We start from the raw sequence: 24,206 nt of genomic DNA, 5'->3' as shown, positions 1-24,206 counted from the left end.
TGTCCGGCGGACAGTTCAGGGCAACGGCGAGAGGGCGCGCTCGGGCGAGCCACCGCTCACCGGCCTCCCCCATGGCTCCCCGGCACACGGCTGGCCCTACAGTCACTTCGTGCTCTTTGGAATGGTGTGCGCCCTGGCCGCCGCGGTCTGTTTCGGGACGGCGACGGTGTTGCAGGCGATGGCGGCGCGGGAGGCGGACACCGCGGGAGGCGGGGGCGGGGAGGCAGCGCTGCTGCTGCGGGCGGTCCGGCAGTGGCGGTACGTGGTGGGGCTGGCGTTGGACGGGCTCGGTTTCCTGTTCCAGGTCGCCGCGTTGCGGTCGGTCCCGATCTACGCCGTCGGGGCGGCCCTCGCGTCCAGCCTCGCGGTGACCGCGGTGGTCGCGGCGCGGCTGCTGCGGGTACGTCTGAGCGGGCGGGAGTGGGGTGCCGTGACGGTGGTGTGCGCGGGGCTCGCCCTGCTCGGCATCGCGTCCGGCACGGAGGGGGACCTCGGCGGACCGGCCGCGCTGCCGTACGTGTTGCTCGGGGTCGCGCTCGCGGTGCTGGTGTTCGGACTCGCCGGCGGACGGCTGCCGGAGCGGGGGCGGGCCGGAGCGCTCGGCCTGGCGGCCGGTTTCGGGTTCGGGGTGGTCGAGGTGGCGGTACGGCTGATCGACTCGGTCGCGCTCCTCGACCTGCTACGGGATCCGGCGGCGTACGCCTTGCTGCTGGGCGGCGCGGCGGCGTTCCTCTCCCTGACCTCGGGGCTGCGCACGGGCTCGGTCACGGCCGCCACCGCAGGCCTGGTGATCGGCGAGACGGTCGGACCGGCGGCGGTGGGAGTGATCTGGCTCGGTGACCGCACCCGGGAGGGCCTGGGGTGGGTGGCGGTACTGGGCTTCCTCGTCGCGGTGGTGGGGGCGTTGGCGCTGGCCAGGTTCGGGGAGGCGCCGGCGCCGGTGGCTGCCGACGCGGGGTGAGCAGGCCTACGGGACGCCCCGCCGAGCCTTTCACCCGTCCATGGCCGCCGTGATCTCGTCCCACAGCCGCACCCTCGCCTCCAGCGCGAGGTTCGCCGTCTCGACGGCCTCCTGCCAGCGGGTGTGGTCCGTGCCGCAGAGGTCGGCGACCATCTGCATGGCCATGGGGGTGTGCTCCTCGCCGTCGACCTCGATGTGGCGGGCCAGGTAGTCGCGGAAGAGGGGGAACCGGTCGGTGCCCTCCTCCTTGATGACCTGGTCGAACATGTCGGGGATGAGGTCCTCGCGGGAGAAGGCGAAGGCGGCGGCACGGCAGTGCAGGGGCCGGCCGGCGATGATCGTGAAGGTCGTGCGGACGAACTCGGCGGCCGGAGCGGGGACTTGGGCGACCCGGAGCGCCGCGGAGACGTCGTGACCCTCGGCGATCAGCTCGAGGAACGTGTCGATGGGGGCGGTGTCGGCCGACGCCTCGGCCATGGCGGCGCGGTACAGCTCGAAGTGGCTGGTGAAGCCGCCGTTCAGCTCGTCGCTCTCCTCGACCAGCACGATGTCGTTGATCAGCCGCCGGCTCACCTCCGAGCCGCGCGGCACCCAGGGGACGTCGACACAGGTCAGTTCGCGTTGCAGGGACTTGAGCAGGGACATGAAGTCCCACACGGCGAACACGTGGTGGGTCATGAACGTCGCCATGCGTTCCCGGCTGCTTATTCGCTGGTAAAGGGGATGAGCGGTGACTTCTTTTCGCGCGGGTTCGATCTCGGCGCGAGCCCGGTCGATTCCCTCGTGACGCATGTTCCAGTCGTACCTGGACATGGGACTCCTTAGGTCGAGAAGAGCGATCGTGCAGCTTTGGCGACTTCCCGGCAAGCGCTTCCGGGAATTCGGTGAAAGTTACCCGCGGTACCTCTCGACACAAGATCCGAAGAGCCCACAAAGGGCTAGAAATGTAACGTTCCGGACAGCCCAAAAACATCGTTGAATATTTGAACGGCCTCCCTTCTTGGTGCGTATTCGACAGCGTGACCAGTAATCCCGTCACCGTCACCGTGGCCTATCACGTGGTGCCGGGCCACGAGGGTGACTTCCACTCCTGGGGGTGGGCCATGCTGGCCGCCAGCGCGCAGCAACCGGGCTTCCTGGGAGGTGGTGTTCTTGTCGACGGAGAGGCGGAGTGGCATGTCGTCTATCGCTTCGCCAGCGAAGGAACCGCCCTGGCCTGGGAGAACTCCACCGCTCGCAGACAGTGGGACATCCGCGCCGAGGAGGTCGCCCGGCAGACGGGCCGCCGGAGCGTCCGGGGCGCGAAAGCGTGGTTCGACGCCCAGACCGACCGGCCCGCCGCACCGCCGGCCCCGCCGTCGAAATGGAAACTGTGGTTCGTGAATATGAGCGCCGTGTTCCCGCCGGTGCTGGTGTTCAATGTGATCGCATTGCCCTATCTCGGTGGCCTCAATCCGTTCATTCGTACGCTGCTGTTGTGCCTGTGCGTGACGGCCATCGTCACCTGGATTCTGATGCCGCGCCTTCAGCGTTTCTTCAAGAAATGGCTGTATCCACCGCTCCAGGCGCTTCGCGGACGGCACAAACGGACCGCGTAGGCCAGAGAACGACGCAAGGGAGGTGGGCGGGTGAAGACCCTGCTCATCGACAATTACGACTCGTACACGTACAACCTGTTCCAGCTGATCGCCGAGGTCAACGGCGAGGAGCCGGTGGTGATCCTCAATGACGCTCCCGCCGACTCGATTCCGGATCTTGCGGAATTCGACAACGTGGTGGTGTCGCCGGGCCCGGGGCACCCGGCGCACACCCGCGACTTCGGCATCAGCGCGCGCGTGCTGGCCGAGTCCCCGGTGCCCGTCCTCGGCGTCTGCCTGGGCCACCAGGGCATCGCCCTCGCGGAGGGCGGCCGGGTGGCACCGGCCCCGGAGCCCCGGCACGGGCATCTGACCTCCGTACGGCATGACGGGCAGGACCTGTTCCAGGGGGTACCGCAGGGCTTCACCGGGGTCCGCTACCACTCGCTGGCCGTGCGCGAGCCCCTGCCCGACACCCTTCAGGCCACCGCGTGGGCCGAGGACGGTGTGCTGATGGGGCTGCGGCACCGCACCCGGCCGCTGTGGGGCCTGCAGTTCCACCCGGAGTCGGTCCTGACCGACTACGGGCACCGCATGCTCGTGAACTTCCGCAATCTCACGGCGGACCGGGCCCGCAAGCTGCGTGCGAAGAACACCGCCGTGCCCCCGACCAAGGCGGCGATCCCTCGTCCGACGGCCACCGCGGGACCATCGGCCACCGCAGCACCATGGGCTACCTCGGCACCATCGGCCACTGCGGCACCATCGGCCATGGAAGCACCGGCCGGCGCAGCACCCTCGGTCACAGCGACACCATCGGTCACAATGACACCATCGGTCACGGCTACACCATCGCGCTCCCCTGTCACCATTCCCCGCCCCCGACGCTCCGGCGGACCGGCCTACCGGCTGCACGCCCGCCGCCTCGCCGGCGCGGTCGACGCGGAGGCTGCCTTCACGCGGATGTACGCCCGTTCCGAGCGGGCGTTCTGGCTGGACAGTTCGCTGGTCGAACCGGGCCGGTCGCGGTTCTCGTTCTTCGGGGACGACAGCGGGCCGCTCGCCGAGTTCGTGCGGTACGACGTCGAGACCGGGCGCTGCGAGATCGAGCGGGCCGGGCGGCCGCCGCGCAAGGTCACGGCGAGCGTGTTCGACTACCTCAAGCGGCAGTTGGCGAACCGGCGCGTGGACGCCACCGGGCTGCCCTTCGACTTCACCGGCGGTTACGTCGGCTACTTCGGCTACGAGACGAAGGCCGACTGCGGTTCACCGAACCGCCACTCGTCCGAACTGCCGGACGCCTGCTGGCTGTTCGCCGACCGGCTGATCGCGGTCGACCACCAGGAGGGCTTCACCTACCTGGTCTGCGTGGCGGAGGACACCCCGCAGGCCGCGTCGGAGGCCGCGGACTGGCTGGAGGGCACCCTCGCCCAGCTCACCTGCGTGGGTGTCGGCACGACCCCGGCCGCGGAGGTGCCGTCGCCGTCCGTGCCGGCCCCCGAGGCCGACCTGCTCGCCGCCGAGCCCTGGCTGGTGCGCGACCGGGCGACGTACCTCGCCGACATCGAGGCCTGCCAACGGGAACTTCACGCCGGCACCAGCTACGAGGTCTGTCTGACCGACGCCGCCCGCTTACCCGCCCCGCCGGACGCCTACGACTTCTACCGGGTCCTGCGCCGCGTCAACCCGGCACCGTACGCGGCCTTCCTGAGGTTCAAGGACCTCGACGTGGCCGGCTCCTCCCCCGAGCGTTTCCTGCGGATCAGCCGGGACGGAGTCGCCGAGGCCAGACCCATCAAAGGCACCGCGCCGCGCGGCGACGGGCCGGAGGAGGACGCCCGGCTCAGGGACGCGCTGGCGGCGGACGCCAAGACCCGCGCCGAGAACCTGATGATCGTGGACCTGCTCCGCAACGACCTGGGCCGGGTCTGCCGGACCGGGACGGTACGCGTCCCCCGGCTGATGGCCACCGAGACGTACGCCACCGTGCACCAGCTGGTGTCCACCGTCGAGGGCCGCTTGCGTGAGGGCACGGACGCGGTGGACTGCGTACGCGCCTGCTTCCCCGGCGGCTCCATGACCGGCGCGCCGAAGCTGCGCACGATGGAGATCATCGACTCGCTGGAGACCGAGGCCCGGGGCGTCTACTCCGGTGCCCTCGGCTACCTGGGGTGCGGCGGCGGCGCCGACCTCAGCATCGTGATCCGTACGGCCGTACTCGCCGACGGGCTGATGCGGCTGGGCGCGGGCGGTGCCATCGTCCTCGGCTCGGACCCGGTCGCGGAGTACGACGAGATGCTGCTGAAGACGGCCGCGCAGATGCGGGCGCACCGCGAGCACACCGTCGACCGCATCCGGCAGCAGCGCGAGCGGATCGACACCCGCGTCCTGGAACGGGACCGGACCGACACCCGCATACCGATGCGGGACGGGACCGGCACCCGGATCTCGAAGACCGTCACCGAGGAGCCCGCCCGATGACGACCACCACCGACCGTCACGGAGACACCCGCCCGACGGCAGTCACCACCGACCGTCACGGAGACACCCGCCCGACGACGACGCCGCAGCCCGCCCTGCACCTGCCCGGCGCCGACGCCGACGCCCCTGGCAACCTCGCCGCGCATCTCGCGGCCCTCGCCGAGCGGCGCGGGTGGACCGGACGGGCCGCCTTCCGCCAGGGCCACCGGGTCTGGACGCACGGCGAGGTGCACGCTCTCGCGGGCCGCGCGGCCGGTGTGCTCGCGGAGCAGGGTGTGCGTCCCGGCGACCGGGTGCTGCTCGCCCTGCCCGACGGGATCGCCTGGGTGACGGCCTTCCTGGCCACCGCCCGGCTCGGGGCCGTGGCCGTGCTGGTCAATCCCGAACTCCCCGCGGCCGAGCACGCGTTCATGGCCGAGGACACCCAGGCCGTGCTGTGCGTGACCGGACCGGGCCTCGAAGACCGTTTCAGCGACCGGGCACGCCTCGGCGCCGACCAGTTCCTCGCCCTCGTTCACGCCACCGGTCCGGCACCGGCGCATCCGGTCGACGCGCACACCCCGCTGTACATCCAGTACACCTCCGGCACGACGGGCCGCCCGAAGGGCGTCGTGCACACGCACGGGGACCCGCGGACGTACCACGACCTGATCGGGCGGCGGCTGCTGCGGATCACCCAGGACGACGTCACGCTGTCGGTGTCGAAGCTGTACTTCGCCTACGGCTTCGGCAACGCCTTCGTCTTCCCGCTCTTCTCGGGTTCGTCGGCCGTGCTGGTGGACGGGCGTCCGGCCCCGGCCACCCTGGACGAGCTGGTCGCCCGGCACCGGGTGACACTGCTGTACTCCGTGCCGTCGGCGTACGCCGCGCTGGTGGCCGACCGGGGCAGCGGGCACGAGGCCCGCTTCGCCTCCGTACGCGCGGCGGTGTCGGCCGGCGAGGGCCTGCCGACGGTGCTCGGGATGCAGGTCGCCGAACTGCTGGGCGCGCCGGTGCTGGAGCAGATCGGCTCCACCGAGGCGGGGCACGCGTTCTGCGCCAACAGCTTCGAGTACAACCGTCCCGGCACCGTCGGCCGTCCCGTCCCCGGCTTCGAGGTGGAGCTGCGTGACCGGGACGGTCATCCGGTGCCGGACGGGGCGGAGGGCGAACTGTGGGTGCGCGGGCCGACGGTGACGCCCGGCTATCTGAACCGCCCCGAGGAGACGGACCGTGCCCTGGCCGGCGGCTGGCTGGCCACCCGGGACCGGGCGTGCCGCGAACCGGACGGCACCTACCGGCATCTGGGCCGCGCCGACGACATGGAGATGGTCGGCGGCATCACTGTCTCCCCGCTGGAGGTGGAGGACGTGCTGCGGACGCATCCGGCGGTGCGGGAGGTCGCGGTCACGGCCGTCCGGGACGGGCAGGGCCGCAACGTTCTGCGCGCCTTCGTCGTCCCCGCCGCGACACCGCCACCCGGTCTGGGGGACGAACTGATCCGGCTGGCCCGGGAGCACCTGGCCGCCTTCAAGGTCCCCCGCAGCGTCAGCCTCGTCCCGTCCCTGCCCCGCACCCCGACCGGAAAGCTCCGCCGTCACCTGGTCCGCAGGGGCGCGTGGTGACCATGGCAGAAAGGAAGGGCACCATGCCCGATCCATCCCTGCGCACCGATCTGCCCCTGCGCACCGGCCCTTCCCCGCGCACGGACCACTCCCTGCTCGCCGACCGCGGGTTCTGTCTCGGCCCGGTGTTCCGGCGGGCGGCCGACCGCCACGGGGGCGTCTTCGTCACGCTGGACCAGCCGCTGGACGTCGATCCGTCCCTCGGGGTCGACCTGAGCTATCCGGTGCTGGCCGAGGTGGTCGAGGAGCTGTCGGGGCGGCTGTGGGAGGCAGGGGTACGCCCCTCCGAGCAGGTGGCCGTACACAAGACGGACAACGTCGACATCGTGCTGCTGACCTGCGCGGTCTCCCGGATCGGCGCGGTGCCGGTACTGCTCTCCCCCGGCCTCGCCGGCCCCGTCGTGGGGCAGTTGCTGGCGCGGCTGCGACGACCATGGCTGATCACCGACCGGGCGAAGCTCCAAGGCCCGCTCCAGGACGTCGACTTGACCGGGCTCGTGCGCAGGACTCTCTCCGTGGACGGCGCTCCCGGCGCCGAGCCGCTGGAGAAGTACGCCGGCACCGAGCCGCCCGCACCGGTACGGCTGCACCCCCGGGAGCCCGCGCTGATCACCCACAGTTCTGGCACGACCGGCGTTCCCAAGCTCGCCGTGCACTGTGCGCGGACCATGTGGAACCGGCTGGTACCGCAGCAGGCGATGGGCTGGCCCACGCGGGGCGAGACCGCGGCGCTGCACATGTCGTTCGTGCACTCGCGCTTCTACCATCTGCTCGGCGTGCTGCTGCACTTCGGCAGCCCGCTGGTGCTGATCACCGACCCGGACCCGGCGAGGGTGGGGCCGTTGCTGGTGCGGCACCGGCCCGGGATCGTGGAGACGCATCCCAACACCTTCGTGCTGTGGGAGGAGTTGGCCGACGCGCCGGGGGCGCCGCTGTCGCGGGTCAAGGCGTACGGCTCCACGTTCGACGCCATCCACCCGCGGACCGTACGACGGCTGCTGGGCGCCTCCCGGCGTCGTACGCCGTACCTGGTCCAGCTGTACGGGCAGAGCGAGACGGGGCCGGTCGCCTTCCAGTGGTTCACCCGGCGCAGTGCCGACCGCGCGGACGGCCGCCGGGTCGGCATCGGGATACCGGGGTTCACCCGGATCCGGGTCACCGACGCCGACGGGAGGCGGGCGGCGCCCGGGACCGCCGGCCGGATCGAGGCCCGCACCCGCGGACGGATCCTCACCTACCTCGGGGCGCGGGAGCAGTACGAACGGCAACTCGACCGGGGCTGGTGGCAGATGGGCGACATGGGGTACCGCAGCCGGCTGGGCGTACTGCATCTGATCGACCGTGAGATCGACCGCATCGACGCGGTGCACAGCAATCTGGAGGTCGAGGACGTGCTGATGTCCCGGCTGGAGGAGCTGCGCGAGGTCGTCATCGTGCCCGGCGCGGACCGGGAGCCGGTACCGGTGGTGTGCGTGCGGGGCGATCGGCCGCTGGACACGGAGCGCTGGCGGGAGGCCACGGCGGATCTGCCGGCGCTGGCCGAGCCGCGGCAGTGGCGGTTCGAGGAGCTGCCGATGACCGCGACCTGGAAGGTGAAGCGGGTGGAGATCACCCGCATGCTGGCCGCGGGCGCGCGCACGTGAACCAGGTTCTGGTCGTCGGCGCCGGCCCCGTCGGCCTGTCGGCGGCCCTCGCCCTGCGGGCGCACGGGCTGCCGGTCCTCCTCCTTGAGGCCGACCCGCGGGGCCGTGAACGCCCCGGCAGCCGGGCCCTGTTCGTGCACCGGGAGACCCTGCGTCTCCTCGACGGAATGCGGCCGGGCCTCGCCGACGAGATCACGTCGTACGGGCGGACCTGGCAGACCCGGCGCACCCTCTACCGGGGCCGCGAGGTCTACTCCCGGACCTACCCGCCGCCCACCGGAACCCCGCCCTTCACCAGCCTGCGCCAGGTCGACACCGAACGTTTCCTGCGGGCCGCCTGTGAGCGGGCCGGTGTGGAGTTCCTGTGGGACGCCCGCGTGACGGACGTCCACAGCACCGCGACCGGGGTCCGGCTCACCGGGGAGGACGGGCGGGTGTGGAGCGGCGGCTTCGCGATCGCCGCGGACGGCGCCCGCTCCACGCTCCGGCGCGGGCTGGGCATCGCCATGGAGGGCAGCCACGGGGAGGGCTTCCACGTCGTCGTCGACGTCGCCGACATCCCCGGCGCCGAACTGCCCTTGGAACGGGTCTTCCACTACGAGCACCCTGGGGTGGGCGGACGCAGTGTGATGCGGGTGCCGTTCACCGGGGGCTTCCAGATCGACCTGCAGTGCCGGGACGACGACCGGCAGGAGGAGTACGGCAGTGAGGAGGCCGTACGCCGGTGGCTGCCCTCGGTCGTGGGTGACGGGTACGCCGAGCGCATCCTGTGGGTGTCGACGTACCGCTTCCTGCGCAAGGTCGCGGCCTCCTTCACCGACCCGCACGGCAGGGTGCTGCTCGTCGGGGAGGCGGCGCATCTCTTCCCGCCGTTCGGGGCGCGCGGCATGAACAGCGGCATCGCCGACGCGGCAGCGGCAGCGGATGCCGTCGCGACAGCGACAGCGACAGCGGACTCGGATGCCGTCGCGGCGGGGACGGCGGCTGCGGTCGCCGCGTTCGCCGAAGCGCGGCGGGCGGCTGCCCTGTTCAACAGCGCGGCCGCCGGGGAGGCGCTGGACCATCTGCGGCCACGACGGCGGATCGTCCGCATCAAGCAGCGGGCGGCGGCGGCCCTCGCACCGGTACTGCCGCAGTGCGGATCATGGCTGGAACACGCGCCCTACGGGCCGCGGGGCGGGGCACCGGTGGCGGCCGGCGGCACGTACTGAGGAGGAGATTCTGGTGACTCGACCGACGGTTGCGGAAGGCCTGTCGAGGTGGACGCCCGGTGGTGGGCTGGTGCCTGCGGACGGTGGGCCGGCGGCGGAGAAGAGGGGTGCCGGGGCGGCCACGCAGTCGGCGGTGGTCGGGGGGCGGGTGCTCGTCGCGGACTCCTGGCTGGTGCGGGACGGGCGGGTGCGGGGCTTCGAGCGGCACCGGGAGCGGTTCCTGCGGGCGTGCGGCGAGTGCGGCGGGCCGCCGTTGCGCCGGCTCGTGGAGTTCTGGCAGGACATGACGGCGGCCCTGCCGCGCACCGGTGAGTGGTTTCCCCGCGTCGAACTCGCCGCCGGTTCCCTTGAGTTGCGGCTGCTGCTGCGACACGCGCCGCCGCTCGGCTCCGGAGTACGGGTCTGGGCGGCCGGACAGTCCGATCCGCGGACCGTCCCCCGCCGCAAGGGCCCGGACCTGGACGCCCTGGCCCGGGTCAAGCGGCGGGCGTCCAGCGAGGGCGCGGAGGAGGCGGTGCTGATCGCGGCGTCCGGAGTGGTGCTGGAGGCGGCCACCGCCAGCGTGCTGTGGTGGGAGAACGACACCCTGTGCCTGCCCCCGCCACGACTGCCCGTCCTGCCCGGGGTCACGGTCGGGCTCATCCAGGAGCAGGCCTGGCGCACCGGGACCCGCGTCGCCCACCGCGAACGGACCGTGGCCGAACTGGACGGACGCGAGGTGTGGCTGGTGAACGCACTGCACGGCATCCGGCCCGTGACGGGCTGGGCGGCACGGCCGATGAAGGCGGCACCGGCGGTGCGGGCCCAGGAGTGGCGGAAATGGCTGGACGACATCATGGAGCCGCTTCCGGAGCGCTGAATTACCGACCCCGACCCCGACACGACACCGACACCGATTCCGAACCCGACCCCGATGCCATACGCCGGGCCGAATGAGACCCTGTATTTCTTACCCCTGAGTCCCATTCGCCCCGGCGCAATAAAAGCTGCCCGAATTAAGTTCTTCTTCTTCGATTCAGTTCTTCTTCGGTTCAGCTCTTCTTCTGCGCCGGCTGATAACCCCCCGGCACCATCCGGGTCGCGACCGCGATCCGGTTGTAGGCGTTGATGACGGTGGCCGCCCAGATCAGCGCGGCGAGCTGCTCCTCGTCGAAGACCTCCCGCGCCTCGGCGTAGACCGCGTCCGGGACGTGACCGTCGTGCACCAGCGTCACCGCCTCGGTCAACGCCAGCGCGGCGCGCTCCCGTTCGGTGAAGAAGGGGGTCTCCCGCCAGGCGTTGAGGGCGTAGATCCGCTGCTCGGTCTCGCCCTGGGCGCGGGCGTCCTTGGTGTGCATGTCGAGGCAGAACGCGCAGCCGTTGAGCTGTGAGGCGCGGATCCTGACGAGTTCCAGGAGTTCGGGCTCGACCTTGGCGTCCTGGGCCGCGGAAACGGCGGCGCCGTGCAGGGCGCCCATCGCGGCGGAGACGTCGGGGGTAATCTTCTTCAGGGCCACGCGGGACATCGCGTCGATATTACTCATGGGGGCGACTCTATCCGCCGGACCGCATTCCGGAATGGGAAACCTCCGATTATCCGGGAAGTGCCGCGCACAATGCGTCCAGGGCCCCGGACCACGCGTGGTCCGGCGGTGTGCCGTAACCGACGACCAGGGCGTCCATGGGCCGCTCCGTGACCGCGTCGGGGTGGCGGTAGGGGGTGAGGCCGTGGACGGCCAGGCCCTGCCAGGCTGCGGCCTGGACGACCGACTGTTCGCTGCCGGGCGGCAGCCGCAGCACGGCGTGCAGTCCGGCCGCGATGCCGGTGGCGTGCACCTCGGGGGCGCGGGCGGCGAGGGCGGCCACGAGGGCGTCCCGGCGCCGGCGGTAACGAAGACGCGCCGAGCGGACGTGACGGTCGTAGGCCCCGGACGTGATGAACTCGGCCAGCGTCAGCTGGTCCGTCATCCCGCACGTGTCGACACCGCCCTTCGCCGCCGCGGCCTCCTCGGCGAGCTGGGGCGGCAGCACCATCCACGCCAGTCGCAGGCCGGGGGCGAGGGACTTGCTCGCGGTGCCCAGGTGGACCACCCGGTCGGGGTCCAGGCCCTGGAGGGCGCCCACGGGCTGGCGGTCGTAGCGGAACTCGCCGTCGTAGTCGTCCTCCAGGACCAGGCCGCCGGTACGCCGCGCCCAGTCGACGACGGCCGCGCGCCGGTCGCGGTGCAGGGGCACGCCCAGGGGGAACTGGTGGGCCGGGGTGAGCAGTACGGCGCCGGCGTCCGCCGACTCCCCGGAACCCCTGTCCGCCAGCTCCCCGGGGTCCGTGCCCAGTCGGTCCAAGGGCAGCGGGACGGTGCGCAGACCGGCCGCGCCCAGGAGCCTCCAGTGCACGTCGAGGCCGTACGACTCGACGGCGACCGTATGGATTCCGCGTGCCCGCAGAACCGCGCCGAGCAGTTTCAGGCCGTGGGAGAACCCGGCGCACACCACGATCCGTTCGGGATCCGCGCGCACTCCCCGCGCCCGGGCCAGATAGCCGGCCAGCGCGGTGCGCAACTCCACTCGGCCGCGGGGATCCCCGTAGCCGAAAGCGTCGTACGGGGCCACGCTCAGGGCGCGGCGGGCGGCCTTGAGCCACTCGGTACGCGGGAAGGAGGCGAGGTCGGGGAAGCCGGGACGCAGGTCGTACGTGGGCGCGGCGCGCTCGCGGGGGCGGGGTGACCTGGCGGACGGGCGTACGACCGTGCGCTCGGCCACCCGCGTGCCGGAGCCCTGCCGGGCGGTCAGCCAGCCCTCGGCGACCAGGTCGGCGTAGGCGTCGGCGACCGTGTTGCGGGCGATGCCCAGGTCGGCGGCGAGGGCGCGGGAGGAGGGCAGCCGGGTGCCGGGGGCCAGCCGGCCGGAGCGGACCGCCTCGCGCAACGCGTCGGTCAGGCCGCGCCGCAGACGCGGGCCGGTCGGCTCCAGGTGCAGGTCCACGCCCAAAGTGGCCCATGGTTTCGCCATGGGAATGGACCATACTCCTGGGCTGCTTGGCTCCTAGGCTCAAGAGCATGACGACGACACAGGACACGACGAACCACGACACGACGACCGTGGAATACGCGCCAGAACCCGCCCCGCGCCTGCAGTGGGCCAAGCTCGCCCCCGACGTCTACAACGCGATGGTCCGGCTCGACACGGCTGCCCGGCAGGGACTCGACCCGGCACTGTACGAGCTGGTCAAGATCCGCGCCTCCCAGATCAATCACTGCGCCTTCTGCATCGACATGCACACCAAGGACGCGCTCGCGGCGGGCGAGAGTGTCGAGCGGATCGTCCAGCTCAGCGCCTGGGACGAGTCACGGCACTTCTACACCGAGAAGGAACTCGCGGCACTGGAACTGACGGAGGCGGTGACGGTCCTGACGGACGGCTTCGTACCGGACGAGGTGTACGAGAAGGCCGCCGAGCATTTCGAGGAGGCCGAACTGGCCCGGCTGATCTCCGCCATCGCGGTGATCAACGCCTGGAACCGGTTCGGTGTGACAGCCCGCATGACTCCGGGCCACTACCAGCCGGGGCAGCACAGTTGAATCAGATTGCCATGAGCAAGGCCGATACGTTCCGGACACTGCACCGCAGCCGCCTCCCCGGCGATCCCCTGGTCCTGCCCGGCCCCTGGGACGCGGCCAGTGCCCGGGTGTTCGCCGAGGCCGGGTTCCCGGCGCTGGCGACGCCCAGCGCCGGGATCGCCGCCTCCCTCGGGTACGAGGACGGACGGACCCCGGCCGACGAGATGTTCGCGGCGGTCGCCCGGATCGTACGGTCCGTGGACGTGCCGGTGTCGGCGGACGTGGAGGGCGGGTACGGGTTGCCGCCGAAGGAGTTGGTGGAGCGGCTCCTGGACGCGGGAGCCGTCGGGTGCAACCTGGAGGACTCGGTCGACGGCGTCCTCAAGGACCCGCGAGAGCATGCCGAGTGGCTCTCCGAGGTGCGGTCCGCGGCGGCCGACCGGCTCTTCGTGAACGCGCGCATCGATACGTTCGTCCGCGGAATCGCCGATCCGGAACGGGTCGTCGATCGGACCACCGAGCGGGCCGCGCTGTACGTCGCCGCCGGCGCCGACTGTGTGTATCCGATCGGCGCCCCGCCCGACGTCCTGCCGCTGCTGCGGGCGGGGATCCAGGGTCCGGTCAACGTGGGCGCGCAGGTCGGAAAGGGCCCCTTGCCCGCCGAGCTGGGCGCGCGAGGGGCCACCCGGGTCACGTTCGGGCCGGGGCTCCAGCGGCGGGCCGCCCAGGCGCTGCGGGAGATCGCCGGCGGCATCGTCGCATGAGGCTCAGGACAGCCACGCCTTCCACGCGGACTCGTGGCTGTCCACCCACTTCTTCGCCGCCTCGTCCGGCGACAGCTTCTGGTCGGCGATCATCAGGGAGACCTGGTTCTGGTCCTCGGTCGTCCACTTGAGCTTCTTCAGGAAGGCCGCCGCCTTGCCGCCCCTCTTGGAGAAGTCCGTGTTGAGGTACTTCTGCAGGGGAGTGTGCGGGTAGGCGCAGGCCACCTTCGCCGGGTCCGCGTCGCAGCCCTCCTTGTAGGCGGGCAGCTTCACCTCGGTCATGGGGATCTTCTTGAAGAGCCACTGCGGGGCGTACCAGTAGGTCAGGAAGGGCTTCTTCTCCTTCGCGGACTGCTGCATCTGGGTGATCTGGGCGGCCTCGGACCCGGCGAACACGACCTGGTAGTCGAGCTTCAGGTTCTGCACCAGCGCCTTGTCGTTGGTGACGTAGGACGGCGAGCCGTCCATCAGCTGGCCCTTGCCGCCGCTCTCCGGGGTGCGGAACCGGTCGGCGTACTTGTTGAGGTTCTTCCAGTTCGTGACGTCCGGGTTCTGCTTGGCGAAGTACGTCGGCACGAACCAGCCGATGTGCCCGGTCACGCCGAGGTCGCCGCCCGCGGTGATCGTCTTCTTGTCCTTGACGTACCGCTGCTCCTGCTCGGGGTGGCCCCAGTCCTCCAGGATCGCGTCGACGCGGCCCTGGCTGAGCGCGTCCCAGGCGGGCACCTCGTCGACCTGGACGGTGTCGACGCGGTAGCCGAGCTTGTGTTCCAGGAGGTACTGGGCGACGGCCACGTTGGCCTGCGCGCCCACCCAGGACTGGACGGACAGGGTCACCGTCTTCGCGCCCTGCGCGTTGGCGAAGGGCGAGGCCTGCTTGGTCATGTCGGCGGCGCCGCAGCCGGTCAGCAGCACCAGGGAGCCCACGACGGCCGTCGTACGAAGTCGCATGTCACGCTCCCTTCTTCGCGCGGCGTTCGGTCGGCTGGGTTACCCGGTCGAGCATCAGGCCGAGGCAGACGATCGCGGCGCCGGCGACCAGGCCGGTCGCCAGGTCGCCCTGGGCGAGGCCGAAGACGACGTCGTAGCCGAGCGCGCCACCGCCGACCAGGCCGCCGATGATGACGACGGCGAGGACCAGGACCACGCCCTGGTTGACGGCGAGCAGCAAGGCCCGGCGGGCGAGCGGGAGTTGGACCTGCCGCAGTTGCTGGCCGCTGGTCGCGCCGAGCGAGCGGGCCGACTCCATGGCGGCCGGGTCGACCTGGCGCAGGCCCTGGGTGGTGATCCGGACGACGGCCGGCAGCGCGTACACGACGGCCGCGGCGACGGCCGGGGCGCGGCCGACGCCGAACAGGGCGACGACCGGGATCAGGTACACGAACTGCGGCATGGTCTGGAAGACGTCCAGGAGGGGCCGCAGCATCCGCTCCAAGCGCTCGCTGCGGGCCGCGGCGATACCGACGGCGAAGCCCAGGACGAGGGTGACGGCGACCGCGGCAAGCACCTGGGACAGCGTGTCCAGGGACGGTTTCCACACCCCGAGGACACCGATCGCGGCCATCGCGAGGACCGCGGTGAGCGCGGTCTGCCAGGTGCCGATCACCCAGGCCAGCGCGGCGACGATGAGCAGCACCGACCACCACGGCAGCCCCTGCAGACCGTTCCTGACCGGGTCGAGGACCCAGGTGGTGAAGTGGCCCGCCCAGTCAGCGGTGCCGCCGACGACGGGGACACCGGAGTAGAGGTGCGCGGTCATCCAGTCGACGGCCCGGTTGACGGGCTCGGCGATGTTCAGGGTCCAGGCGTCGGGCCAGTCGAGGCGGCCCAGGAGGCGTCCGGCCACCGCTACGGCGACGGCGGCGACGAGGGCGTACACCCAGCCCGCGCGCCGTGATCCCCCGTCCGGAGCGGTGCCGTCTCCGGCGGCGCCGGTGATGCGGTCCAGGACGACGGCGAGGAGCACGATCGGGATGCCGGCCGCGAGGGCCGCGCCCACGTCGACGGAGGCCAGCGCCTGGTAGACGCGGTCACCGAGGCCGCCGGCGCCGATCACCGAGGCGATGACGGCCATGGACAGCGCCATCATGATCGTCTGGTTGAGACCGAGCAGGAGTTCCTTGCGGGCCAGCGGGAGCCGGGCGGTGAGCAGGCGCTGGCGGGCGGTGGAGCCGAGGGACTCGACCGCTTCCAGCACCTCCTTGTCGGCGCCGCGCAGGCCGAGCGAGGTGAGCCGGGCCATGGGCGGGGCGGCGTAGACGACGGTGGCGAGGACGGCCGCGGGGACGCCGATGCCGAAGACGAGGACCACCGGGAGCAGGTAGGCGAAGGCGGGCAGCACCTGCATGGTGTCGAGGACCGGCCGCAGGATGCGGTCCATCCGGTCGGACAGCCCGGCGGCGAGGCCCAGCAGGGCACCCACGACGACCGAGGCGAGCACGGCCGCCACCATCAGGGCGAGCGTCTGCATGGTCGGGATCCACATGCCGAGCAGACCGCAGGCCAGGAACGCGGCGGCGGTCCCGAGGGCCAGCTTCACCCCGGCCACCCGCCAGGCGACCAGCCCGGCGACGGCGGTGACCCCGGCCCAGCCGGCGCCGAGCAGCACCAGGTACACGGCCCGTACGGACAGGACGACGGCGTTGCTGATGTAGCCGAAGAAGTAGAGGAACAGGGGGTGGCTGTCGCGGTTGTCGACGATCCAGTCGCTGGCCTTGGTCAGCGGCTCGGTGAGGTCGACGGTGAGCGCGGCCGGCCAACTGCCGCTGGCCCAGCGGGCGTTCGCCAGTGGTACGAGGATCGCGGCGGCGAGGGCCAGCAGCAGCAGTTTGTGGACGGCCCGGTGCTTGAGGACACCGGGGAGGGAGATCCGGGGGGCGGGAGCGGTGACCGTTGCCATCAGACCGCCTCCTTGCGGAGCTCCGTTCCGGCCACGACGTCCAGGAGCCGTTCGTGGTCGACGACCCCCAGACACCGGCCGTCCTCCACGACACAGGCCGGCTTGCGGCTGCGGGCGACGACCTTGATGGCGTCGGCGACCACCGCGTCGGCGGCGAGCGCGCCCGGATGGCCGTCCTTGCCGTCGCAGCCCCCGGGGCGCATGGCCGTACGGACCGTCATGACCTGCTCGCGCGGGACGTCCCGGACGAACTCGCGGACGTAGTCGTCGGCCGGGGAACCGACGATCTCCTCCGGAGTGCCCAGCTGCACCACGGCGCCGTCCCGCATCAGCGCGATACGGTCGCCCAGCTTGAGCGCCTCGCTGAGGTCGTGGGTGATGAACACCATCGTGCGGCCCTCCTCCTGGTGCAGCCGCACGACCTCCTCCTGCATGTCACGCCGGATCAGCGGGTCGAGCGCGCTGAACGGCTCGTCGAACAGCAGGACCTCGGGATCCACGGCGAGCGCGCGGGCCAGTCCGACGCGCTGCCGCTGGCCGCCGGAGAGCTGGCCCGGGCGGCGCTGCTCCATGCCCTCCAGGCCGACCTTGTCGACGACGTCCTGGGCGCGGCTGCGGCGTTCGGCCCTGCTGACGCCCTGGATCTCCAGGCCGTACGCCACGTTGTCGAGGACCGTGCGGTGCGGCAGCAGGCCGAAGTGCTGGAAGACCATCGCGGCCCGGTGCCGGCGCAGTGCGCGCAGCCGGGACTTGTCCATGGCGCGGACGTCCTCGCCGTCGATGCGGATGGTGCCCGCCGTCGGCTCGATCAGCCGGGTCAGACAGCGCACCAGCGTGGACTTGCCGGAGCCGGACAGGCCCATGACGACGAAGACCTCACCCTTGCGCACGTCGAAGGAGACATCCCGGACGGCGGCCGTGCAGCCGGTACGGGACCGCAGCTCGGCGGGGTCGAGGCGGGTGAGCTCGGGGTCGGCGGGGACGGAGGCGGCCTTCGGGCCGAACACCTTCCACAGGCCGTCGACCGAGAAGACGGGGGCGGCGGAGTCGTCCGTGGGGGGCTTACGGGTGGGAACAGTGAGCGCCATCAGGCGTCACCTCCGATCAGGTCGACCGCCTTCTCGCCGACCATGAGCACCCCGATCATGGGGTTCACCGCGGTCATGGCGGGGAAGACGGATGCGTCGGCGATCCGGATGCCGTCCAGACCGCGAATCTTCAACTCGGGGTCGACGACGGCCAGTGGGTCGTCGGCGGATCCCATACGGCAGGTCCCCGCCGGGTGGTACACGGTGTGGGCGACCTTGCGGGCGTACTCGCTCAGCTCCTCGTCGCCGGTGATCTGCGGCCCGGGGGCCACCTCGCGCTTGAGCCAGCCGGCCAGCGGCTCGGTCTTCGCGATCTCCCGGGCGATCCGGATGCCGTCGACGAGGGTGCGGCCGTCGTAGTCGTCCTCGTCCGTGAAGTAGCGGAAGTCCAGGGCGGGCTTCACCTCCGGGTCGGCGCTGGTCAGGTACAGCCGGCCGCGGCTCTTCGGCTTGGGGATGTTCGGGGTCATCGAGACGCCGTACGGCGGGCGTCGGTAGCCCAGGCGCTCCGGGTTGTCCGTGAAGGGGATCTGGTAGAAGTGGAACATCAGGTCGGGGCCCGCGTGTTCGGGGTCCCGGCGCACGAACAGGCCCGCGTCGGAGTCCATCGCGGAGTTCTCCGGGATGGGTCCCTCGGTCTCCCAGACGATCACCGACTCGGGGTGGTCCAGCAGGTTCTCGCCGACGCCGGGCAGGTCGTGGACGACCGGGATGCCGAGCGCCTCCAGGTCGGCCCTCGGTCCGATACCGGAGTGCAGCAGCAGGCGGGGCGAGTCGACGGCGCCGGCGCACAGCAGCACCTCGTTGCGGGCGCGTACGAGGATCTCCTCGCCGTCCTTGGTACGGACGTGCACGCCCTCGGCGCGGGTGCCGTCCAGCTCCAGCCGGTACGCCCAGGTCTCCAGCAGGATCGTCAGGTTGGCGCGCTCGTCCATCACCGGATGCAGGTACGCCACCGAGGCGCTGGACCGCTTGTTGTTCTCGGGGTGGTACGCGAGGTCGAAGAAGCCGGCGCCGTCGTCGAACGGCTTCTTGTTGAAGCCCTCGACGCGGGGGACGTCCAGCGCCTTCTGGGCGGCGTCGACGAAGTCGCGGGCGATGGGGTTCCGGTCCTTCTCGTCGACCGGGACGATGTTGTTCTTCAGCCGCGCGAAGTACGCCTCCATCGGCACCGCGCCCCAGCCCTTGGCGCCGGCCGCCTCCCACTCGTCCCAGTCGGACGGCAGCGGCTTGAAGGCGATCAGGGTGTTGTGCGAGGAACAGCCGCCGAGGACGCGGGCGCGGCTGTGCCGGATGTGGGAGTTGCCGCGCGGCTGCTCGGTGGTCGGGTAGTCGTAGTCGAGTTCGCCGCCGAGCAGACCCATCCAGCGGCGCAGGGTCAGGACGTCGTCACGGTCCACGTCACTGGGGCCGCCCTCGATGACGGCGACCGTGACGTCGGGGTTCTCGGTGAGGCGGGAGGCGATGACGGAGCCTGCGGTGCCGCCGCCTATCACGACGTAGTCGTAGACATGTGGTTTCTCTGGCATGGGGGGTACTCCAGGGGCTTGCGAGGCCGGGGCTCGGGGTGGCCGGTGATCTGGGGGCCAGGGGCGGGGCCGAGGGGCCAGGGGCCGGTGGGGGGACGGGGCGTGGGGTCGGAGAGCTAGCGGGACGGGGCGTGGGGGCGGCGCCTCAGGCTGACGTGGGGAGAGGGTTCAGCGGGGGCTTTGCGGAGGCAGGGGTTCAGCCGGCGAACCAGCGGACGGGCTTCGGGGCGAGGTTCTGGTAGACGTGCTTGGTCTCGCGGTACTCGGCGAGTCCGGCGGGGCCGAGTTCGCGGCCCACTCCGCTCTTGCCGAAGCCGCCCCACTCCGCCTGCGGCAGGTAGGGGTGGAAGTCGTTGATCCAGACGGTGCCGTGCCGCAGCCGGCCCGCGACCCGGCGGGCCCGGCCGGCGTCGGCGGTCCACACGGCGCCCGCGAGACCGTACTCGGTGTCGTTCGCGAGGGCGACGGCCTCGTCCTCGGTGCGGAAGGTCTCGACGGTGAGGACCGGCCCGAAGACCTCCTCCCGTACGACCCGCATCTCGCGGTGGCAGTGGTCGAGGACGGTCGGCTCGTAGAAGTAGCCGCTCTCGGGCCGCTCCGGGGACGGCTCGGGGCGCTTGCCGCCGGAGCGCAACACCGCGCCCTCCTTGAGCGCGGACTCGACGTACGCCTCCACCTTGGCGCGCTGCTGCTCGGAGACCAGCGGACCGCACTCGACGCCGTCGGCGGTGCCGCGGCCGAGGCGGATCCGGTCGGCCCTGCGGGCGAGTTCGGAGACGAAGCGGTCCCGGACCGACTCCTCGACGATGAGCCGGCCGCCGGCCGAGCAGACCTGGCCGCTGTGGATGAAGGCCGCGTTGAGGGCCTGGTCGACGGCGGTGTCGAAGCCCTCGTCGGTGGCGCAGGCGTCGGCGAAGACGACGTTGGGGTTCTTGCCGCCGAGTTCGAGGGCGACCTTCTTGACGCTCGGCGCGGCGGCCTGGGCGACCTTGGTGCCGCTGGCCAGGCCGCCGGTGAAGGAGACGAGGTCGACGTCGGGATGCTCGGCGAGCCGGGCGCCGACCGAGTGGCCGGGTCCGGTGACGATGCCCGCGACACCGGCGGGGAGCCCGGCTTCCGCCAGCAGGTCGATCAGGGCGACCGTCGTCAGGGGGGTGATCTCGCTCGGCTTGACCACGAAGGTGTTGCCGGCCGCGAGAGCCGGGGCGATCTTCCAACTGGCCTGGAGGAGCGGGTAGTTCCAGGGCGTGATCAGCGCGCAGACCCCGACGGGTTCGTGGACGACGACGCTGTGGATGTCGGGCGAGCCCGCGTCGACGACCCGGCCCGGCGCCTCTCCGGCGACGAGGTCGGCGAAGTAGCGGAAGGCGTCCGCGACGCAGTCGATGTCGACCCGGCCCTCCTCCACGGTCTTGCCCGCGTCCCGGCTCTCCAGCATTCCGAGCTCTTCACGGTCGCGTACGAGGAGATCGGCGACGCGGCGCAGCAGTGCGGCGCGCTCCGTGACCGGGGTGCGGGGCCAGTCGCCGTGGTCGAACGCGTTCCGGGCGGCCGCGACCGCCAGATCGGTGTCCTTCTCGTCGCCCTCCGCGACCACGGCGAACGGCTGGGCGTCCGCGGGGTCGAGGATCTCGCGCGTCGCGCCGGAGACGGCTTCACGCCACTCCCCGTCCGCGTGGATGGTCTTCCGCGCCCGCGGTTCCAGTGTGTCCGCCATGATCGGTATTGCCTTCCGTTCCTGTTCAGTGCCCCTGCGTCACATGCACGTCACTCACCGGGACCGTGAGCGCATGCCCACGTCCCTCGATTGCATGCGCGATCCGTGGCCGAAAGTGCGCTGCGTCACTGAAGATGCGGGCAGATAGGGCAAATCGCTTACCGAGCGGGCGGTACGGCGCCGCCAAGCCGCTACACGCTCGGTCGATCGGTGCCGACCAGCAGGCGGACTGCGGGCAGAAGTTCTCCAACGCCGTGGTGAGCAGGTCGAGTTCGTCGTCGCGGCCGTCCGCTTCGGGGCCGTAGGCGGCAATGGCGTAGATGGCGCCGTTGCGAACGCGTGTGCTTGTGGTCGCTGGTCGGAGTGGTGGCTGTGGGATCGGGAGACGTGTGTGCTGCGGTCGTACGTACGGTCCTTGGGAGGGTGCGGGGCGACATGTCGCCCTGGCCGGGAACCGCGTTGTTCGCGCACCAGCGGGTGGCGGTGGAGCCGTCGACGGCCCTGGCCGCGGTGTTGAGGGGGCGAGATGGCGCAGGTGACGGCGGTTGCGGAGGCCGGGCATGCCCGGTACACCTACCGGCTGCGCGCCTCGTCCACCGCCCGCACCGCCCTGGCGGCGGAGTGGGACCGGTGCCGCTGGGTGTGGAACGAATGCGTCGCCAAGTCCAGGGCCGTACACCTGCACAACAAGGCGACCGGTCGGAAGGCCACGTGCGGTCCGGCTCAGCTCGACAGGATGCTGACCGAAGCCCGGGCCCGTACGCCGTGGCTGCGTGAGGGCTCCTCGGTTCCCCAGCAGCAGGTCATCCGCGACTTCGGCCGCTCCCGCGCCAAGGCACACAAGGACATCCGCGAACGCCTGCCCATGGCGCGCAGTGCGGGGATGCCGAAGTGGAAATCCAAACGCGAGGCGCGGCCGACCCTCAACTACACCAAGAACGGGTTCCGGCTGAAGGACGGCCGGCTGCACCTGGCCGGCGGCATCGTCATGGCGGTGGTGTGGTCGCGGGAACTGCCGTCCGAGCCGTCCTCGGTGCGCCTGTACCAGGACAGCCTCGGGCACTGGTACGCCTCGTTCGTCGTCCCCGCCCAACTCCAGCCCCTGCCGCAGACCGGCCGCGTACTCGGTGTCGACTGGGGCGTGAAGGAGACCGCGACCACCACGTCCGACGCGCACGACCTGCCGCACGCCGGGCACGGCCAGAAGGCCCGGGCGAAGCTGACCCGGTACGACCGGATGATGGCCCGCCGCAGGCCGAAGAAGGGACAACCGGTATCGAAGGGCTACCGCGAGGCGAAACACCTGCGGGCGAAGGCGCACAAGAAGGTCGCCAGGCAGCGGGAAGACACTGGCCGTAAGTGGGCCAAGAAGGTGGTCCGCGACCACGACGCCATCGCGGTCGAGGACTTCCGCCCGAAGTTCCTGGCCAAGAGCTCTATGGCCCGTAAGGCCGCTGATGCCGCCATCGGTGCCACCAAGGCCGCTCTGATCGAGATGGGCCGCAAGCACGGGCGGGACATCCGCCTGGTCCACCCCGCGCACACCACGATGGACTGCGCGCACTGCGATGCGAGAGCCAAGCATCGCCCGCCGCTGGGTGAGCGCACCTACACCTGCACCGCGTGCGGAGCAGTGTCCCCCAGGGACAAGAACTCCGCACGCGTCATGCTCGTCCGGGCTGGTCTCAACCCGGCTGGTGCTGATGGCGGAAGACCTCCTGGAGCGCTGCTCCAGGAGGCGGCCTGAGCCAGGAATCCCCTTCCCTTCAGGGAGGGGAGGATTCAGGTCTACGCCCACCACTGGTTCGAGAAGCGGCTGACCTCCGGCACCTCCGACACATGAAGAGCTCCCCCCGGCCGGTGCGCCGAGGGGAGCTCTCAGGTGGGACGCGGGTGGGTCAGACGGCTCAGATGAGGCCGAGGCCGCGGACCGCCTCGCGCTCCTCCTCGAGCTCCTTGACGGAGGCGTCGATGCGGGCGCGGGAGAACTCGTTGATGTCCAGGCCTTGGACGATCTCGTACTTGCCGTCCTTGGTGGTGACCGGGAAGGAGGAGATCAGGCCCTCCGGAACGCCGTAGGAGCCGTCCGACGGGATGCCCATGGAGGCCCAGTCGCCCTCGGCCGTGCCGTTGACCCAGGTGTACACGTGGTCGATGGCGGCGTTGGCGGCGGAGGCCGCCGAGGAGGCGCCACGGGCCTCGATGATGGCGGCGCCGCGCTTGGCGACCGTCGGGATGAAGTCCTCGGCCAGCCACTTCTCGTCGTTGACGACCTCGGCGGCGTTCTTGCCGGCGACCGTGGCGTGGAAGATGTCCGGGTACTGGGTGGCGGAGTGGTTGCCCCAGATCGTCAGGCGCTTGATGTCGGCGACCGTGGAGCCCGTCTTCTTCGCGAGCTGGGTCAGCGCGCGGTTGTGGTCCAGGCGGGTCATCGCGGTGAAGCGCTCGGCCGGTACGTCCGGGGCCGCGGCCTGGGCGATCAGGGCGTTGGTGTTGGCCGGGTTGCCGACGACCAGGACCTTGATGTCGTCCGCGGCGTGGTCGTTGATGGCCTTGCCCTGCGGCTTGAAGATGCCGCCGTTGGCCTCCAGGAGGTCACCGCGCTCCATGCCCTTGGTGCGGGGGCGGGCGCCGACCAGGAGAGCGACGTTGGTGCCGTCGAAGGCCACGTTCGGGTCGTCCGTGATGTCGATGCCCTGCAGGAGCGGGAAGGCGCAGTCGTCCAGCTCCATGGCGGTGCCCTCGGCGGCCTTCAGCGCGGGGGTGATCTCCAGGAGGCGCAGCTTGACCGGCACGTCCGCGCCGAGCAGCTGGCCGGAGGCGATGCGGAAGAGCAGTGCGTAACCGATCTGGCCGGCCGCGCCGGTGACGGTGACGTTCACGGGAGTGCGGGTCATGGCGTTCTCCGTAAGACAGCTGGCGGTGGGGCGTCCCTGCCCCGGACGTTTGATCGATCTCTTGGCGTCAAGAGAGATCAGCGGTCAGGCTATCGCGCATCCGGGATGTCGGACGTCCGGGGTTGTGTGGCCCACCCCACAAGTCGCTTCGGCGGATGGGGCGGCGGCTCCACCGGGCCGATATGAAGCCGCCATGACGCCGACATGAAGAGGCGGCCGCCCGTCCGGGAGAGGGGGGACGAAGGCGGCCGCCGTATGGGGGTTCCGTTGCCGGACTCCCGTGGGGGTAAGGTTCGCGT

19 protein-coding genes are annotated in these 24,206 nt (G+C 71.5%); 10 read left to right on the top strand and 9 right to left on the bottom strand.

Going from position 1 to position 24,206, the window contains the following annotated elements; all coding sequences use genetic code 11:
- The first annotated feature begins 121 nt into the window (after window positions 1-121).
- On the top strand, window positions 122-961 hold the full coding sequence (locus tag ACIBK3_RS07220; RefSeq protein WP_399363949.1) for a hypothetical protein: 840 nt from the start codon (window positions 122-124) through the stop codon (window positions 959-961).
- Window positions 962-991: 30 nt separating this feature from the next.
- Here ACIBK3_RS07220 and ACIBK3_RS07215 read toward each other — a convergent pair whose 3' ends face one another.
- Window positions 992-1,774, bottom strand: coding sequence for a DUF3050 domain-containing protein (locus ACIBK3_RS07215; protein ID WP_399362745.1), 783 nt, complete (start codon window positions 1,772-1,774; stop codon window positions 992-994).
- A 206-nt stretch (window positions 1,775-1,980) separates the two neighbouring features.
- Here ACIBK3_RS07215 and ACIBK3_RS07210 point away from each other — a divergent pair, with 206 nt between their 5' ends.
- The 6 genes from ACIBK3_RS07210 to ACIBK3_RS07185 are packed head-to-tail and all read left to right on the top strand — an operon-like array spanning window position 1,981 to window position 10,336.
- On the top strand, window positions 1,981-2,559 hold the full coding sequence (locus ACIBK3_RS07210) for an antibiotic biosynthesis monooxygenase (protein WP_399362743.1): 579 nt from the start codon (window positions 1,981-1,983) through the stop codon (window positions 2,557-2,559).
- 30 nt (window positions 2,560-2,589) lie between these two features.
- Window positions 2,590-5,019, top strand: coding sequence for an aminodeoxychorismate synthase component I (pabB, locus tag ACIBK3_RS07205; protein ID WP_399362741.1), 2,430 nt, complete (start codon window positions 2,590-2,592; stop codon window positions 5,017-5,019).
- Window positions 5,016-6,623: an AMP-binding protein gene (locus tag ACIBK3_RS07200; protein WP_399362739.1), complete on the top strand. Its 1,608-nt coding sequence runs from the start codon at window positions 5,016-5,018 to the stop codon at window positions 6,621-6,623. Before pabB ends, ACIBK3_RS07200 begins: the two co-directional genes overlap by 4 nt.
- A 23-nt stretch (window positions 6,624-6,646) precedes the next feature.
- Window positions 6,647-8,266: a class I adenylate-forming enzyme family protein gene (locus ACIBK3_RS07195; RefSeq protein ID WP_399362737.1), complete on the top strand. Its 1,620-nt coding sequence runs from the start codon at window positions 6,647-6,649 to the stop codon at window positions 8,264-8,266.
- Window positions 8,263-9,477, top strand: a complete 1,215-nt coding sequence (locus ACIBK3_RS07190; RefSeq protein ID WP_399362735.1) for an FAD-dependent monooxygenase — start codon at window positions 8,263-8,265, stop codon at window positions 9,475-9,477. Before ACIBK3_RS07195 ends, ACIBK3_RS07190 begins: the two co-directional genes overlap by 4 nt.
- Before the next feature lie 13 nt (window positions 9,478-9,490).
- Entirely contained in the window at window positions 9,491-10,336 is an 846-nt protein-coding gene (locus tag ACIBK3_RS07185) for an aminotransferase class IV (RefSeq protein WP_399362733.1), read from the top strand.
- A 172-nt stretch (window positions 10,337-10,508) separates the two neighbouring features.
- Here the strand turns inward: ACIBK3_RS07185 and ACIBK3_RS07180 are convergent, their stop codons facing one another.
- Window positions 10,509-11,000: a carboxymuconolactone decarboxylase family protein gene (locus tag ACIBK3_RS07180; RefSeq protein WP_399362731.1), complete on the bottom strand. Its 492-nt coding sequence runs from the start codon at window positions 10,998-11,000 to the stop codon at window positions 10,509-10,511.
- A gap of 49 nt (window positions 11,001-11,049) precedes the next feature.
- Window positions 11,050-12,465 (bottom strand): PLP-dependent aminotransferase family protein, encoded by a 1,416-nt coding sequence (locus tag ACIBK3_RS07175; RefSeq protein WP_399362729.1) that lies wholly within the window; start codon window positions 12,463-12,465, stop codon window positions 11,050-11,052.
- A 47-nt stretch (window positions 12,466-12,512) separates the two neighbouring features.
- Between ACIBK3_RS07175 and ACIBK3_RS07170 the strand changes: the two genes are divergently transcribed.
- The gene (locus ACIBK3_RS07170; RefSeq protein ID WP_399362727.1) at window positions 12,513-13,034 is read left to right on the top strand and encodes a carboxymuconolactone decarboxylase family protein; all 522 of its coding nucleotides are present in this window, start codon (window positions 12,513-12,515) and stop codon (window positions 13,032-13,034) included.
- An 11-nt stretch (window positions 13,035-13,045) separates the two neighbouring features.
- Window positions 13,046-13,777: an isocitrate lyase/phosphoenolpyruvate mutase family protein gene (locus ACIBK3_RS07165; protein WP_399362725.1), complete on the top strand. Its 732-nt coding sequence runs from the start codon at window positions 13,046-13,048 to the stop codon at window positions 13,775-13,777.
- Window positions 13,778-13,780: 3 nt separating this feature from the next.
- On the opposite strand, the gene ACIBK3_RS07160 is transcribed toward ACIBK3_RS07165, so the two are convergent.
- The 5 genes from ACIBK3_RS07160 to ACIBK3_RS07140 all read right to left on the bottom strand — a co-directional run bounded on the left by ACIBK3_RS07160 (window position 13,781) and on the right by ACIBK3_RS07140 (window position 21,010).
- Window positions 13,781-14,728, bottom strand: a complete 948-nt coding sequence (locus tag ACIBK3_RS07160) for an ABC transporter substrate-binding protein (protein WP_399362723.1) — start codon at window positions 14,726-14,728, stop codon at window positions 13,781-13,783.
- A 1-nt stretch (window position 14,729) separates the two neighbouring features.
- A complete protein-coding gene (locus ACIBK3_RS07155; protein WP_399362721.1) occupies window positions 14,730-16,676 on the bottom strand; it encodes an ABC transporter permease in 1,947 nt (648 codons plus the stop codon).
- Window positions 16,676-17,764, bottom strand: a complete 1,089-nt coding sequence (locus ACIBK3_RS07150) for a glycine betaine/L-proline ABC transporter ATP-binding protein (protein ID WP_399362719.1) — start codon at window positions 17,762-17,764, stop codon at window positions 16,676-16,678. The genes ACIBK3_RS07155 and ACIBK3_RS07150 overlap by 1 nt, the downstream gene beginning before the upstream one ends.
- A complete protein-coding gene (locus tag ACIBK3_RS07145; RefSeq protein ID WP_399362718.1) occupies window positions 17,764-19,293 on the bottom strand; it encodes a GMC family oxidoreductase in 1,530 nt (509 codons plus the stop codon). The genes ACIBK3_RS07150 and ACIBK3_RS07145 overlap by 1 nt, the downstream gene beginning before the upstream one ends.
- Window positions 19,294-19,489: 196 nt before the next feature.
- Complete coding sequence (locus tag ACIBK3_RS07140) at window positions 19,490-21,010, bottom strand: aldehyde dehydrogenase family protein (RefSeq protein ID WP_399362716.1); 1,521 nt, start codon at window positions 21,008-21,010, stop codon at window positions 19,490-19,492.
- A gap of 526 nt (window positions 21,011-21,536) precedes the next feature.
- Here ACIBK3_RS07140 and ACIBK3_RS07135 point away from each other — a divergent pair.
- The gene (locus ACIBK3_RS07135) at window positions 21,537-22,757 is read left to right on the top strand and encodes an RNA-guided endonuclease InsQ/TnpB family protein (RefSeq protein ID WP_399362714.1); all 1,221 of its coding nucleotides are present in this window, start codon (window positions 21,537-21,539) and stop codon (window positions 22,755-22,757) included.
- Window positions 22,758-22,917: 160 nt separating this feature from the next.
- Here ACIBK3_RS07135 and ACIBK3_RS07130 read toward each other — a convergent pair whose 3' ends face one another.
- The gene (locus tag ACIBK3_RS07130) at window positions 22,918-23,907 is read right to left on the bottom strand and encodes a malate dehydrogenase (protein ID WP_399362712.1); all 990 of its coding nucleotides are present in this window, start codon (window positions 23,905-23,907) and stop codon (window positions 22,918-22,920) included.
- Window positions 23,908-24,206: the final 299 nt, after the last annotated feature.

It is taken from the genome of Streptomyces sp. NPDC050287 (genome assembly GCF_044459385.1).
Lineage (GTDB): Bacteria > Actinomycetota > Actinomycetes > Streptomycetales > Streptomycetaceae > Streptomyces.
The sequence above is the reverse complement of the archived record's forward strand: the minus strand, read 5'-3'. Positions and strand labels throughout refer to the sequence as shown.